The following is a 14,651-nucleotide window of genomic DNA, read 5'->3' on the forward strand; positions in this document are numbered from 1 at the left end:
TCCATGACAGCGACTATCAAGCTCGGCCAGTTGGCCGAGTTCCTCGGCGCCACACTGCGTGGCGACCCTGAGAAAGAAATTACTGGGCTAGCCACTTTGCAAGAGGCTGGCCCAGCTCAGTTGAGCTTTCTCGCAAACCCCCAGTACCGTAAATTCCTGGCGGACAGTCAGGCCGCAGCACTGTTGCTGAAGGCTGCTGACGCTGAAGGTTTCGCGGGTAATGTACTGGTGGTGCCTGATCCTTATCTGGCCTACGCGCGGGTTTCCCACCTGTTCGATCCTAAACCAAAGGCAGCTGCGGGCATTCATCCGACAGCCGTTGTGGCGGCGGATGCGGTGGTTGATCCGGCAGCCAGCATCGGTGCATTTGCGGTGATCGAAAGTGCTGCGCGCATTGCGGCCGGTGTCACCGTTGGCGCTCATTGCTTTATTGGCGCGCGCTGCGAAATTGGCGAGGGTGGCTGGCTGGCTCCACGAGTGACGCTTTACCACGACGTTCGCATCGGCAAGCGGGTAGTGATTCAGTCGGGCGCTGTACTGGGAGGCGAGGGTTTCGGTTTCGCCAACGAGAAAGGTGTGTGGCAGAAAATCGCCCAGATTGGAGGTGTTCTGGTCGGTGACGACGTGGAGATCGGCGTAAACACCGCCATCGACCGTGGTGCATTGGCCGATACTGTCCTTGGCAATGGTGTGAAACTCGACAATCAGATTCAGATTGCCCATAACGTCCAGATAGGTGATCACACCGCCATGGCAGCGTGCGTTGGGATTTCCGGCAGCACCAAGATCGGCAAGCACTGCATGCTTGCCGGTGGCGTAGGTCTGGTCGGGCATATCGAGATTTGCGACAACGTTTTCATTACCGGAATGACCATGGTGACCCACTCGATTACCGAGAAGGGCTCCTATTCTTCCGGTACGGCTATGCAACCCGCTGCCGAGTGGCGCAAAAGCGCGGCACGCATCCGTCAGCTCGATGACATCGCGCGGCGTCTGCGACAGCTGGAAAAGCGTGTAGGGGACGTGACCCCTGACGGTAATGCTTCATCAGATGGCTGATACCATTTCCATATCAAGTGTGCACAGCCGCTAGACTGCCTCCTTGATTTGCTAGAGGGGTGTGCGTCAGTCGCGCGCCCCCAATCTTTACATAGGCTTCCCCCCGAAATGATGGACATCAACGAGATTCGCGAATACCTGCCTCACCGTTACCCGTTCCTGCTGGTGGACCGGGTCGTGGATCTGGATGTGGAAGGCAAGCGCATTCGCGCCTACAAGAATGTCAGCATCAACGAACCGTTCTTCAATGGTCACTTCCCTGCGCATCCAATCATGCCGGGCGTTCTGATCATCGAAGCGATGGCTCAGGCTGCCGGGATCCTTGGTTTCAAGATGCTCGACGTGAAACCTGCCGATGGCACCCTTTACTATTTTGTCGGCTCCGACAAGCTGCGCTTCCGCCAGCCTGTACTGCCTGGCGATCAGTTGATCCTTGAAGCCAAATTCCTGAGCTGCAAGCGCCAGATCTGGAAGTTCGAGTGCCAGGCTTCGGTCGACGGCAAACCAGTTTGCTCCGCTGAAATCATCTGCGCGGAACGCAAGCTATGAGTTTGATTGACCCTCGCGCAATCATCGATCCGACGGCCATTCTGGCCGCCGACGTCGAGGTCGGCCCTTGGTCGATCATCGGCGCAGGTGTGGAAATAGGCGAGGGGACAGTGATCGGGCCACACGTGATTCTCAAGGGCCCGACCCGAATTGGTAAGCACAACCGCATCTATCAGTTTTCTTCGGTAGGTGAAGACACCCCTGATCTGAAATACAAGGGTGAAGAAACACGTCTGGTCATTGGTGACCATAACGTCATCCGCGAAGGCGTGACGATTCACCGTGGCACCATCCAGGACCGTTCGGAGACGACCCTGGGCGACCATAACCTGATCATGGCCTATGCCCACATCGGCCACGACAGCGTTATCGGAAACAATTGCATTCTGGTCAACAACACCGCATTGGCGGGCCATGTGCACGTCGAAGACTGGGCGATTCTTTCCGGTTTTACCCTGGTTCACCAGTATTGCCATATCGGCGCCCACAGCTTTTCCGGCATGGGTACAGCCATTGGCAAGGACGTTCCTGCTTACGTCACGGTGTTCGGCAACCCTGCCGAAGCACGCAGCATGAATTTCGAAGGCATGCGTCGTCGTGGTTTCAGTGAAGATGCGATCCATGCGCTGCGTCGTGCCTACAAAGTGGTTTACCGCCAGGGCCTGACGGTTGATCAGGCACTCGCCGAATTGGCCGAGCCTTCGGCACAGTTCCCGGAAGTTGCGGTGTTCCGTGACTCCATCCAGTCTTCGACTCGCGGCATAACTCGTTAATCATGGCTAATCTGCGTATTGCGCTGGTGGCGGGAGAGGCTTCCGGTGACATTCTGGGTGCGGGTCTCATGCGCGCACTCAAAGCTCAGCATCCAGCGGTCGAGTTCATCGGTGTCGGCGGCCCGTTGATGCAGGCCGAAGGCCTGACCTCGTATTTTCCAATGGAACGTCTGTCTGTCATGGGCCTGGTGGAAGTGCTGGGCCGGCTGCGCGAATTGCTCAAGCGCCGCAAAAAGCTGATCAACGACCTCATCGCCGAAAAGCCAGACGTGTTTATCGGCATTGACGCCCCTGACTTCAATCTCAACATCGAGCTCAAGCTGCGTCAGGCCGGGATCAAAACCGTGCATTACGTCAGCCCGTCCGTTTGGGCGTGGCGACAGAAGCGTGTGCTGAAGATTCGCGAGGGTTGCGACTTGATGCTGACGCTGTTCCCCTTCGAAGCGAAATTCTATGAAGAGAAGGGCGTGCCGGTGCGATTTGTTGGCCATTCGCTGGCCGATGCGATCCCGCTCGAAGCTGATCGTGCCGCAGCGCGGTCCGAACTTGGATTGCCGGATGGGCCTCTGGTCGCGTTGATGCCTGGCAGTCGCGGGGGCGAAGTCGGTCGTTTGGGGGCGTTGTTCCTCGATACTGCTCAGCGCCTGAGAGCCATGCGTCCGGGCGTTCGGTTCGTCATGCCGTGCGCCAACCCCGAGCGCCGCGCACAGCTTGAAGAGTTGCTGGCCGGTCGCGATCTACCGCTGACCTTGCTCAATGGCCAGTCTCACCTGGCATTGGCAGCGTGCGACGCGGTGTTGATTGCCTCCGGAACCGCTACGCTTGAAGCGTTGTTGTACAAGCGGCCTATGGTGGTGGCTTATCGGTTGGCGCCGCTGACGTTCTGGATTCTCAAGCGAATGGTAAAGAGTCCCTACGTATCCTTGCCGAACCTGTTGGCCCAACGCTTGTTGGTGCCCGAGTTGCTGCAGGATGATGCGACGGTCGAAGCGTTGGCCCAGACTTTGTCCCCATTGATTGAAGGCGGCGAAGAGCAGACTCGCGGTTTTGACGAAATCCACCGTACCTTGCGCCTGGACGCCTCCAATCAGGCGGCGGACGCGGTGCTGAAACTGATCGGCAAATCATAATGAGCAAAGTAAGCATGCAGATGGGCCTGGACTTCACGCTGGTCGCTGAAGTGGAAGACCTGGTGGCCGGCGTTGACGAGGTCGGTCGCGGTCCGCTCTGCGGTGCAGTGGTCACGGCAGCGGTGATCCTCGACCCGAATCGACCCATTCTGGGGTTGAACGACTCGAAGAAGCTCACCGAGGCTCGTCGTGAAAAGCTTTATGACGAGATCTGCGAAAAAGCCTTGAGCTGGTGCATCGCCCGGGCTGAAGTCGAGGAAATCGACGAGCTGAACATCCTTCACGCCACCATGCTCGCCATGCAGCGCGCAATCGAAGGCCTGCACATTCAGCCCAAGCTTGCGATGATCGATGGCAACCGTTGCCCCAAGTTGTCCATGCGCGCCGAAGCCGTCGTACAAGGCGACGGTAAAGTGCCGGCCATCGCGGCTGCGTCGATTCTGGCCAAGGTCAGTCGCGATCGTGAGATGGCGGCATTCGAATTGATTTACCCGGGTTATGGCATTGGCGGCCACAAGGGCTACCCAACTCCCGTTCATCTGGAAGCGTTGGCCCGACTGGGACCTACGCCGATTCACCGGCGCTCCTTTGCCCCGGTACGTCTGGCGTACGAGGCTCGGGAAAGTCTCATCGTGAGTTAGTTGCAAGGCTGATGTTTTTGCCAAGGCCCGGTACAATCCGGGCCTTGTTGTCTTTACGTTTTCAGACAGGATCACTATGCCGGCTTCATTCGTTCACCTGCGCCTGCACACTGAGTACTCCCTGGTCGACGGTCTGGTGCGGATCAAACCGCTGGTCAAGACGCTGGTCGGCATGAACATGCCTGCCGTAGCGGTCACCGACCAGAACAACATGTGTTCGCTGGTCAAATTTTATAAAGCCTCCATGGGCGCAGGCATCAAGCCGATCTGCGGTGCCGACCTGTGGCTGTCGAACAAGGATCCGGACAACGCCTTGAGCCGGATCAGCCTGCTGGCAATGAACGCCGTGGGTTACCGTAACCTCACCGAGCTCATTTCCCGAGGCTTCATTGACGGTCAGCGCAATGGCTCGATCATCATCGAGCGTGAGTGGGTTGCCGAGGCCAGCGAAGGCTTGATCATGTTGTCGGCTGCCAAAGAAGGCGAGATCGGCCTGGCGATGTTGAGCGGCAACCCGGCAGAGGCTGAAGCCCTGGCGCGCGAATGGATGACGGTGTTTCCGGATCGCTTCTATCTTGAAATCCAGCGTACCAATCGTCCGAACGATGAAGAGCAACTGCATGGCGCCGTGGCCCTGGCCGAGAAAATCGGTGCACCACTGGTGGCGACCAACGATGTGCGCTTCATCAAACAGGAAGATTTTGCCGCTCACGAGACCCGCGTTTGCATTGGTGAAGGCCGTGCCCTCGACGATCCTCGACGCTCGAAAAATTACAGCGATCAGCAGTACCTCAAAAGCGCCGAGGAAATGCATGAGCTGTTCAGTGACATTCCCGAAGCACTGGAAAACACTGTAGAGATCGCCAAGCGTTGCAACATCGAAGTGAAGCTGGGCAAGCACTTCCTGCCAAACTTCCCGATTCCCGATGGCATGACCATCGACGAGTACTTCCGCAAGGTCTCCTTCGATGGCCTCGAAGATCGCCTTAGCGTTCTTTTGCCCAAGGACACCACTGAAGACTACGACGCCAAGCGTCAGGTGTATGTCGATCGGCTGAATTTCGAGCTGGATATCATTATCCAGATGGGCTTCCCCGGTTACTTCCTGATCGTTATGGACTTTATCCAGTGGGCGAAGAGCAACGGCGTGCCGGTAGGTCCTGGTCGTGGATCGGGTGCCGGATCGCTGGTGGCCTATGTGCAGAAGATCACCGACCTTGATCCGCTGGAATACGACCTGCTGTTCGAACGTTTCCTTAACCCTGAACGGGTATCGATGCCCGACTTCGACGTCGACTTCTGCATGGACGGTCGTGACCGTGTCATCGAGTACGTTGCCGAAAAATACGGCCGTAACGCGGTAAGCCAGATCATCACGTTCGGTTCCATGGCGGCGAAAGCGGTGGTTCGTGACGTGGCGCGGGTGCAGGGCAAGTCCTACGGATTGGCGGATCGTCTGTCGAAGATGATCCCCTTCGAAGTCGGCATGACCCTTGAAAAAGCCTATGAGCAGGAAGAAATCCTGCGTGACTTCATCAAGGTCGATGAAGAGGCCGCCGAAATCTGGGAGATGGCCCGCAAGCTGGAAGGCGTTGTGCGTAACGTCGGCAAGCACGCGGGGGGTGTGGTTATCGCACCGACCAAGTTGACTGACTTCTCGCCGATCTATTGCGACGAGGCCGGTGATGGCCTGGTAACCCAGTTCGACAAGGATGACGTTGAGGCTGCCGGCCTTGTGAAGTTCGACTTCCTCGGTCTGCGCACGTTGACGGTCATCGATTGGGCGTTGAAAACCATCAACCGTGACCGCGCCAAGGTCGATGAAGCGCCGCTGGACATCGCGTTCATCCCGCTGGACGACAAGCCGACCTATCAACTGCTGCAAAAAGCCGAAACAACCGCGGTGTTCCAGCTTGAGTCGCGAGGCATGAAAGAGCTGATCAAAAAGCTCAAGCCCGACTGCCTGGAAGATTTGATCGCACTGGTGGCCCTGTTCCGTCCGGGGCCACTGCAATCGGGCATGGTGGATGACTTTATCAACCGAAAGCACGGTCGCGCCGAACTTGCGTACCCGCACTCGGATTACCAGTACGAAGGCCTGAAACCTGTCCTGGCCCCGACATACGGCATCATCCTGTATCAGGAACAGGTGATGCAGATTGCGCAGGTCATGGCCGGTTACACCCTCGGTGGTGCGGACATGCTGCGTCGGGCCATGGGTAAGAAAAAGCCCGAGGAAATGGCCAAGCAGCGCGGTGGTTTTATTGAGGGTTGTGCGACCAACAACATTGACGCGGACCTGGCCGGTAACATTTTCGACCTGGTAGAGAAATTCGCCGGTTACGGCTTCAACAAGTCTCACTCCGCTGCTTATGGCCTGGTGTCGTATCAGACGGCGTGGCTGAAAACGCATTACCCGGCGCCATTCATGGCGGCGGTGCTGTCGGCGGATATGCACAACACCGACAAGGTCGTGACCTTGATCGAAGAAATTCGCACCATGAAGCTGCGTCTCGACGCGCCGGATGTGAATACCTCCGAGTTCAAGTTCACGGTGAATGAAGAAGGCCGGATTATCTATGGCCTTGGCGCGATCAAGGGGGTGGGTGAGGGCCCGGTCGAAGCGATTACCGAAGCGCGGCAGGACGGCCCCTTCACGGATCTGTTCGATTTCTGCGCCCGGGTCGATCTCAAGCGTATCAACAAGCGCACCCTGGACGGTTTGATCCGCAGTGGTGCGCTGGATCGTCTGGGTCCTTATTTTCATGACGAACCCAAAGCCTATCAAGCGAGCATCGACCAGAATCGTGCGGTCTTGCTGAACGCGATGGAAGGGGCGATCAAGGCCGCCGAACAAACCGCTCGTACCCACGACAGTGGGCATGCCGACCTGTTTGGCGGGCTGTTTGTCGAGGAAGATGCCGACGTCTACGCCAATCATCGCAAGGCGAAGGAGTTGACCCTCAAGGAGCGCTTGAAGGGCGAAAAAGATACCTTGGGCCTGTACCTGACGGGGCATCCCATTGACGAATATGAAGGCGAGATCCGTCGTTTCGCCCGCCAGCGCATCATTGACCTGAAGCCGGCCCGGGATACTCAGACCGTCGCCGGGATGATCATCGCCCTGCGTGTGATGAAGAACAAAAAAGGCGACAAGATGGGGTTCATCACCCTCGACGATCGCTCTGGCCGGATCGAAGCCTCGCTGTTCGCCGAAGCATTCCACTCGGCGCAGTCGCTGTTGCAGACCGACGCGATGGTGGTGGTGGAGGGTGAAGTCAGCAACGATGACTTTTCCGGTGGCTTGCGGTTGCGGGTCAAGCGGGTAATGAGCATGGAGGATGCACGCACTAACCTGGCGGAAAGCTTGCGGTTGAAGCTGCAGACCAAAGACCTGAAAGGCGATCAGCTACGCTGGTTGGGCGAGTTGTTCAAGCGTCATCGCGGCGCGTGCCCGATCACCATGGAGTACACAAGCCCTGATGCGAAGGCCTTGCTGCAGTTCGGCGAGACCTGGCGAATCGACCCGGCGGATGCGTTGATTCAAGCCTTGCGTGACCAGTTCGGAAGAGACAACGTCTTCCTCCAATACCGTTAACGGTCAGGTGCCATTCTTCACCATTGGAACGAGCCCTGATCCAGACCCCAATTTTTAATCTCGACCTGAACGCGCCTGTCCCTTAAGGTAGGGCGCGAATAGACAACCGGCCGACCCAAGCTCACTTGGACGTCGACCCAAGACGGACGCCTATGAACCCGAATTTTCTAGATTTCGAACAGCCGATCGCCGACCTGCAAGCCAAGATCGAAGAGTTGCGCTTGGTCGGTAATGACAATTCGCTGAATATCGGCGATGAGATTTCCCGCCTTCAGGACAAAAGCAGCACGTTGACCGAAGACATCTTCGGCAAGTTGACGAGCTGGCAGATCGCGCGTCTGGCGCGTCACCCGAAACGTCCTTATACCCTGGACTACATCGAACACATCTTCACCGAGTTCGATGAACTGCACGGCGACCGTCATTTCTCCGACGACGCTGCCATCGTCGGTGGCATTGCCCGCCTGGATGATGAGCCGGTGATGATCATCGGTCACCAGAAAGGCCGGGAAGTGCGCGAGAAAGTGCGCCGCAACTTCGGCATGCCACGTCCCGAAGGCTATCGCAAAGCGTGCCGCCTGATGGAAATGGCCGAACGCTTCAAGATGCCGATCCTGACCTTCATCGATACCCCGGGTGCTTACCCTGGTATCGACGCTGAAGAGCGCAACCAGAGTGAAGCGATCGCCTGGAACCTGCGTGTGATGGCTCGCCTGAAAACCCCAATCATCGCTACCGTAATCGGTGAGGGTGGTTCAGGTGGTGCGCTGGCAATCGGCGTCTGCGATCAGTTGAACATGCTGCAGTATTCGACCTATGCGGTGATTTCGCCAGAAGGTTGCGCGTCGATTCTGTGGAAAACCGCCGAAAAGGCACCAGATGCTGCCGAAGCCATGGGCATCACTGCCGAGCGCCTGAAAGGCCTGGGTATCGTGGACAAGGTGATCGGCGAACCATTGGGCGGCGCGCATCGCGACCCGGCGGCGGCGGCGGCCTCGATCCGTGCCGAGCTGAGCTCGCAACTGGCGATGTTGAAGAAGTTCGACAACGAAGCACTGTTGACTCGTCGTTACGAGCGTTTGATGAGCTACGGTCTCTAAGCCGGGCGCGCAGTACCCATGTGGGAGCGAGCCTGCTCGCGATGAGGGTTTAACATTCAACGAGTCAGTTGGTCGTTAAACAGCAATCGCGAGCAGGCCAGCTCCCACATTTGATTTGTGCAAAGGGAAAGATATGAATCAGCCCAAGATTGATTTGCCTTCCCGGCTTCTGCTGAATCTAACCCCTTGGCGCAACGCCACAACCTGGCGCATCGCCTTCTCCGGTGGTCTCGACTCCACCGTCCTGCTACACCTTCTCGCGAACCTCGCGAAAACCGAATCCCTTCCGGCGTTAATCGCGATCCACGTCCACCATGGCCTTCAGGCTGCTGCTGACGCGTGGCCGGAGCATTGTCGGTCGGTCTGTGATGGGCTGGACGTACCGCTACAGGTGGTCCGCGTTCAGGTCCAGTCCGGTGCCAGTCTCGAGCGTGCAGCCCGTGAGGCGCGCTATGGCGCCTTCCGTGAAGCCATTCGAGCGAATGAATTGCTACTGACCGCGCAACACCGCGATGATCAGGCGGAAACCCTGTTGTTTCGGCTGCTGCGCGGAGCAGGGGTGAGGGGCTTGTCCGGCATGCCTGGCAAGCGAGTTCTGGGGCGCGGGCACCTTTTGCGTCCGTTGCTGGATATCCCGCGTGCCGAGCTTGAGGTTTACGCGGCTGAGCACCAGTTAAGCTGGATCGAAGACCCTTCGAACCAGGACCGACAGTTCTCGCGCAATTACCTGCGGCATCAAGTGTTCCCGGCCCTGACCGAGCGCTGGCCGCAAGCCGTGGCGACCATGGCTCGCAGCGCCGCGCATCTGAGCGAGGCGCAAGGGTTGCTCGATGACCTGGCGCGAATCGACCTGGCCAACGCCAGCGCCGAGAGTGATTTCGACTGGCTGGGCGTGCCGTCATTGGAGTTGGCGCCGCTGGAAGTACTTTCTGCTGCTCGCCAGCGCAACGCACTCAGTCATTGGCTCGTCGCGCTGACCCGGCTGCCTGACAGCGACCATTGGTCGGGTTGGGAAGATCTGCGAGATGCCGCCGTCGATGCCCACCCGATCTGGCGCCTGGCGGAGGGTGAGCTGCACCGGGCTGGCGGACGGATCTGGTGGTTGTCCGGTGGCTGGTTACGCCCTGTAGGCGACGCAGGTGGGTGGAACGATCCATCGCAACCGCTGGTGCTTCCGGAAAATGGTGTGCTCAGTTTCAGCGGTCAAAAGCCCGGTGGTCCGCTGCAAATCCGCTATCGTGAGGGAGGAGAAGTCATGGCTCTGCAGGATCGCGGTCATCGTGATCTGAAGCGCTTGCTCAACGAGAGGGGTGTTCCAGGCTTCGTCCGTGGCAGATTGCCGCTGCTCTACCGAGGCACGCAATTGCTGGCGGTGGCGAACCTGCGGGGTTTAAGTGGCAGCGAGCGCGAAGGCTGGCATTTGCATTGGGCCCCATTGAGCGAAGATCAAGGTTTGAGCTGAAAGGGGCTTTCCGGTAGACTACGCTCCCTTCTTGATACAACTTCTGTGGATTCGCCTGAATTGCAGGAGTTGCCGATTACCAAGCAGTCTTTGCTGGGCGATTCCAAAAAATGTGTAGCGAGCAACGTACCGGTGTTTCTTCTCCCGGTCTGTCCCAACGCGGCGGTTTTTTTGAAAGGTGCACTGTAATTAATGCAGGTGATCGGGGGCTTCGGCCTTCCTTCGCTTTCCCCGGCGGCTCGGACCGCTTTAACGCAGACTTCTAGGGTTTTTCATGACGCGCTACATATTCGTCACGGGCGGTGTTGTTTCTTCATTGGGGAAAGGCATTGCATCGGCTTCATTGGCGGCGATCCTGGAGGCGCGGGGACTTAAGGTCACCATGCTGAAGCTGGACCCGTACATCAACGTCGACCCGGGCACCATGAGCCCGTTCCAGCACGGTGAAGTGTTCGTCACCCACGACGGCGCCGAGACCGACCTGGACCTGGGGCACTACGAGCGGTTCATCCGCACGACCATGACCCAGAACAACAACTTCACCACTGGCCGTGTTTACGAACACGTCCTGCGCAAAGAGCGCCGTGGTGATTACCTGGGTGCAACCATCCAGGTGATTCCGCACATCACCGACGAAATCAAGCGCCGGATCATCAAGGGCGCCGGCGATGCCGACGTGGCCATGGTCGAGATCGGTGGCACCGTGGGTGACATCGAGTCGCAACCGTTCCTTGAAGCCATCCGTCAATTGCGTTTCGAAGTCGGCGCCAAGCGCGCGATGCTGATGCACCTGACGTTGGTGCCGTACATCGCCACCGCTGGCGAAACCAAAACCAAGCCTACCCAGCACTCGGTGAAGGAACTGCGCTCCATCGGCCTGCAACCAGACGTGCTGGTTTGCCGCTCCGATCACCCGATCGATATCTCCTCGCGTCGCAAGATCGCGCAATTTACCAACGTTGAAGAACGTGCGGTAATCGCGCTGGAAGACGCCGACACCATCTACAAGATCCCGGGCATCCTGCATTCTCAGGGCCTGGATGATTTTGTCGTCGAGCGTTTCGGCCTGCAATGTGGCGGTGCTGATCTTTCCGAGTGGGAAGCCGTGGTCGACGCCAAGCTCAACCCTGAGCATGAAGTCACCATCGCCATGGTCGGCAAGTACATGGAGCTGCTGGACGCCTACAAGTCGCTGATCGAAGCGATGAGTCACGCCGGCATCAGCAACCGTACCAAGGTCAACCTGCGCTACATCGACTCCGAAGACATCGAAAACCAGGGCACCGCGCTGCTGGAAGGCGTAGACGCAATCCTCGTACCGGGCGGTTTCGGTCTACGTGGCGTGGAAGGCAAGATCACCGCCGTTCAATATGCTCGTGAAAACAAGGTCCCGTATCTGGGTATCTGCCTGGGCATGCAAGTGGCTGTTATCGAGTTCGCTCGTAACGTGCTGGGCTGGAAAGACGCCAACTCCACCGAGTTCGATCGTGCCAGCGGTCATCCGGTCGTGGGCCTGATTACCGAGTGGGAAGATGCCACCGGCGCCGTTGAAATCCGTACCGAAGCATCCGATCTGGGCGGCACCATGCGCCTCGGTGCTCAGGATTGCCTGCTGGAAGCCGGTTCCCTGGTGCACGATTGCTATGCCAAGGACGTGATCGTCGAGCGTCATCGTCATCGCTATGAAGTAAACAACAACCTGTTGCCGCAACTGATCGAGGCCGGCCTGAAAATATCCGGTCGCTCCGGCGATGGTGCGCTGGTCGAAGTGGTTGAAGCACCGGATCATCCATGGTTCGTCGCTTGCCAGTTCCACCCTGAGTTCACTTCGACGCCGCGCGACGGTCACCCGTTGTTCAGCGGTTTCGTCAAAGCTGCTTTGGCTCAACACCAGAAGAAGGCGTAAACCTGATGGCACAGAAGATCATCCGCGTAGGCGATATCGAAATTGCCAACGACAAGCCAATGGTGCTGTTCGGTGGCATGAACGTGCTGGAAAGCCGCGACATGGCGATGCAGGTCTGCGAAGAATACGTGAAGGTTACCGAGAAACTCGGTATCCCTTACGTGTTCAAGGCCAGCTTCGACAAAGCCAACCGTTCTTCTGTGACCTCTTACCGTGGCCCGGGCCTGGAAGAAGGCATGCGGATCTTCCAGGACATCAAGCAAGCGTTCGGCGTGCCGATCATCACCGACGTCCACGAGCCTGATCAGGCTGCGGTCGTTGCCGAGGTCTGCGACATCATTCAGTTGCCGGCCTTCCTGTCGCGCCAGACCGACCTTGTGGTCGCGATGGCCAAGACTGGTGCGGTGATCAACATCAAGAAAGCCCAGTTCCTCGCCCCTCAGGAGATGAAACACATCCTGAACAAGTGCGTGGAAGCGGGTAATGATCAGTTGATTCTCTGCGAGCGTGGTTCGAGCTTCGGCTACAACAACCTGGTCGTCGACATGCTCGGCTTCGGCATCATGAAGCAGTTCGAGTACCCGGTATTCTTCGACGTGACCCATGCGCTGCAAATGCCTGGCGGTCGTTCCGACTCCGCTGGCGGCCGTCGCGCCCAGGTGACCGACCTGGCCAAGGCCGGTATCAGCCAATCGCTGGCCGGTTTGTTCCTCGAAGCCCACCCGGATCCGGACAACGCCAAATGCGACGGCCCTTGCGCCCTGCGTCTGGACAAACTGGAGCCATTTCTGGCCCAGCTCAAAGCGTTGGACGAACTGGTGAAGAGTTTTCCGACGGTAGAAACCGCGTAAACCTCAATTCTCCGGTAAAGTACCGCACGATTTAATGCTCAGGCCCTCGGGTCTGAGCGTTATCGTCCGCAAGTCTGCCCGCTGTACACCACTTGCCGACGGTAAAAGTTTTCCTCTAGCTGCGTCGTTTTCGTCAACTTTGGAGTGTTTACAACAATGGCAAAAATCGTCGACATCAAAGGTCGTGAAGTTCTCGACTCCCGTGGCAACCCCACCGTGGAAGCGGACGTGCTTCTCGATAACGGCATCATCGGCAGTGCTTGCGCGCCGTCCGGTGCTTCCACTGGCTCGCGTGAAGCGCTCGAGCTGCGTGATGGCGACAAGAGCCGTTACCTGGGCAAAGGCGTGCTCAAAGCCGTCGCCAACATCAACGGTCCGATTCGCGACCTGTTGAAAGGTATGGACCCAAGCGACCAGAAGGCGCTGGATCACGCGATGATCAAGCTCGACGGTACTGAAAACAAAGGCTCCCTGGGCGCTAACGCAATCCTCGCCGTTTCCCTGGCCGCGGCCAAGGCAGCAGCTCAGGACCAGGACCTGCCGCTGTACGCTCACATTGCCAACCTGAACGGCACTCCGGGTGTTTACTCGATGCCGGTTCCGATGATGAACATCATCAACGGTGGCGAGCACGCCGATAACAACGTCGACATCCAGGAATTCATGGTTCAGCCAGTTGGCGCCAAGTCTTTCTCGGAAGGTCTGCGCATGGGCACCGAGATTTTCCATCACCTCAAAGCCGTTCTGAAGGCCCGTGGCCTGAGCACTGCCGTCGGTGACGAAGGTGGTTTCGCACCTAACCTGGCTTCCAACGAAGACGCTTTGAAAGTGATCTCCGAAGCCGTGGCCAACGCCGGTTACACCCTGGGCACCGACGTCACCCTGGCTCTGGACTGCGCGGCCAGCGAGTTCTACGAAGACGGTAAGTACAACCTGTCCGGCGAAGGCCAGGTGTTCACCGCCGAAGGTTTCGCCGACTACCTGAAAGGTCTGACCGAGCGTTACCCGATCATCTCGATCGAAGACGGCCTGGACGAGTCCGACTGGGCTGGCTGGAAAATCCTCACCGACAAGATCGGCGAGAAAGTCCAACTGGTAGGTGACGACCTGTTCGTGACCAACACCAAGATCCTGAAAGAAGGCATCGATAAGAAGATCGCCAACTCGATCCTGATCAAGTTCAACCAGATCGGCACCCTGACCGAAACCCTGGAAGCCATCCAGATGGCCAAGGCCGCTGGTTACACCGCAGTGATCTCGCACCGCTCCGGGGAAACCGAAGATTCGACCATTGCCGACCTGGCGGTGGGCACCTCGGCTGGCCAGATCAAGACCGGCTCCCTGTGCCGCTCCGATCGCGTCTCCAAGTACAACCAACTGCTGCGTATCGAAGAGCAGTTGAACGGCAAAGCCAAGTACAACGGTCGCAGCGAGTTCCGCGGCTGATTGGTAAATAGAAAAAAAAGACACCGGATTGTGTCGGAAAAATCGCTACAGCGATGGATTTGCCACTAATCTGATGCCTTACTAGCACAAGCCTGGGTCTTCCAGGCTTCGTGCTATCAGAAGCTTAACGTTTTGG

General features: G+C 58.0%; 11 protein-coding genes. All 11 read left to right on the plus strand.

Annotation, left to right across the window (positions count from 1 at the left end):
- Positions 1 to 3 precede the first annotated feature (3 nt).
- The 11 genes from lpxD (at position 4) to eno (ending at position 14,515) form a co-directional block, all read left to right on the plus strand.
- Positions 4 to 1,059: a UDP-3-O-(3-hydroxymyristoyl)glucosamine N-acyltransferase gene (lpxD, locus tag ACA063_RS05730; protein ID WP_497665104.1), complete on the plus strand. Its 1,056-nt coding sequence runs from the start codon at positions 4 to 6 to the stop codon at positions 1,057 to 1,059.
- Positions 1,060 to 1,167: 108 nt separating this feature from the next.
- Positions 1,168 to 1,608, plus strand: coding sequence for a 3-hydroxyacyl-ACP dehydratase FabZ (gene fabZ / locus ACA063_RS05735; RefSeq protein ID WP_007907157.1), 441 nt, complete (start codon positions 1,168 to 1,170; stop codon positions 1,606 to 1,608).
- The gene (lpxA, locus tag ACA063_RS05740) at positions 1,605 to 2,381 is read left to right on the plus strand and encodes an acyl-ACP--UDP-N-acetylglucosamine O-acyltransferase (RefSeq protein WP_162440999.1); all 777 of its coding nucleotides are present in this window, start codon (positions 1,605 to 1,607) and stop codon (positions 2,379 to 2,381) included. The genes fabZ and lpxA overlap by 4 nt, the downstream gene beginning before the upstream one ends.
- A gap of 2 nt (positions 2,382 to 2,383) precedes the next feature.
- Positions 2,384 to 3,511 (plus strand): lipid-A-disaccharide synthase, encoded by a 1,128-nt coding sequence (gene lpxB, locus ACA063_RS05745; RefSeq protein WP_497665105.1) that lies wholly within the window; start codon positions 2,384 to 2,386, stop codon positions 3,509 to 3,511.
- A 14-nt stretch (positions 3,512 to 3,525) separates the two neighbouring features.
- Positions 3,526 to 4,152 (plus strand): ribonuclease HII, encoded by a 627-nt coding sequence (gene rnhB, locus ACA063_RS05750; protein ID WP_162441002.1) that lies wholly within the window; start codon positions 3,526 to 3,528, stop codon positions 4,150 to 4,152.
- 76 nt (positions 4,153 to 4,228) lie between these two features.
- Positions 4,229 to 7,750 (plus strand): DNA polymerase III subunit alpha, encoded by a 3,522-nt coding sequence (gene dnaE / locus ACA063_RS05755; protein ID WP_162440997.1) that lies wholly within the window; start codon positions 4,229 to 4,231, stop codon positions 7,748 to 7,750.
- Positions 7,751 to 7,902: 152 nt separating this feature from the next.
- The gene (locus ACA063_RS05760) at positions 7,903 to 8,850 is read left to right on the plus strand and encodes an acetyl-CoA carboxylase carboxyltransferase subunit alpha (RefSeq protein ID WP_162440996.1); all 948 of its coding nucleotides are present in this window, start codon (positions 7,903 to 7,905) and stop codon (positions 8,848 to 8,850) included.
- Positions 8,851 to 8,983: 133 nt separating this feature from the next.
- The gene (gene tilS, locus ACA063_RS05765; RefSeq protein ID WP_497665106.1) at positions 8,984 to 10,312 is read left to right on the plus strand and encodes a tRNA lysidine(34) synthetase TilS; all 1,329 of its coding nucleotides are present in this window, start codon (positions 8,984 to 8,986) and stop codon (positions 10,310 to 10,312) included.
- Between the two features lie 274 nt (positions 10,313 to 10,586).
- Positions 10,587 to 12,218 (plus strand): CTP synthase, encoded by a 1,632-nt coding sequence (pyrG, locus tag ACA063_RS05770; RefSeq protein ID WP_162439116.1) that lies wholly within the window; start codon positions 10,587 to 10,589, stop codon positions 12,216 to 12,218.
- Positions 12,219 to 12,223: 5 nt separating this feature from the next.
- A complete protein-coding gene (gene kdsA, locus ACA063_RS05775) occupies positions 12,224 to 13,069 on the plus strand; it encodes a 3-deoxy-8-phosphooctulonate synthase (RefSeq protein ID WP_162439115.1) in 846 nt (281 codons plus the stop codon).
- A 156-nt stretch (positions 13,070 to 13,225) separates the two neighbouring features.
- Positions 13,226 to 14,515 (plus strand): phosphopyruvate hydratase, encoded by a 1,290-nt coding sequence (gene eno, locus ACA063_RS05780; RefSeq protein ID WP_162439114.1) that lies wholly within the window; start codon positions 13,226 to 13,228, stop codon positions 14,513 to 14,515.
- Positions 14,516 to 14,651 lie beyond the last annotated feature (136 nt).

The organism is Pseudomonas sp. LBUM1643, from assembly GCF_059716215.1.

What these genes read in the sequence shown, in the direction of transcription:
- pyrG (WP_162439116.1), top strand. Translation starts at nt 10,587, where the DNA reads ATGACGCGCTACATATTCGTCACGGGCGGTGTTGTTTCTTCATTGGGG.
- lpxD (WP_497665104.1), top strand. Translation starts at nt 4, where the DNA reads ATGACAGCGACTATCAAGCTCGGCCAGTTGGCCGAGTTCCTCGGCGCC.
- dnaE (WP_162440997.1), top strand. Translation starts at nt 4,229, where the DNA reads ATGCCGGCTTCATTCGTTCACCTGCGCCTGCACACTGAGTACTCCCTG.
- fabZ (WP_007907157.1), top strand. Translation starts at nt 1,168, where the DNA reads ATGATGGACATCAACGAGATTCGCGAATACCTGCCTCACCGTTACCCG.
- tilS (WP_497665106.1), top strand. Translation starts at nt 8,984, where the DNA reads ATGAATCAGCCCAAGATTGATTTGCCTTCCCGGCTTCTGCTGAATCTA.
- eno (WP_162439114.1), top strand. Translation starts at nt 13,226, where the DNA reads ATGGCAAAAATCGTCGACATCAAAGGTCGTGAAGTTCTCGACTCCCGT.
- ACA063_RS05760 (WP_162440996.1), top strand. Translation starts at nt 7,903, where the DNA reads ATGAACCCGAATTTTCTAGATTTCGAACAGCCGATCGCCGACCTGCAA.
- lpxA (WP_162440999.1), top strand. Translation starts at nt 1,605, where the DNA reads ATGAGTTTGATTGACCCTCGCGCAATCATCGATCCGACGGCCATTCTG.
- rnhB (WP_162441002.1), top strand. Translation starts at nt 3,526, where the DNA reads ATGCAGATGGGCCTGGACTTCACGCTGGTCGCTGAAGTGGAAGACCTG.
- lpxB (WP_497665105.1), top strand. Translation starts at nt 2,384, where the DNA reads ATGGCTAATCTGCGTATTGCGCTGGTGGCGGGAGAGGCTTCCGGTGAC.
- kdsA (WP_162439115.1), top strand. Translation starts at nt 12,224, where the DNA reads ATGGCACAGAAGATCATCCGCGTAGGCGATATCGAAATTGCCAACGAC.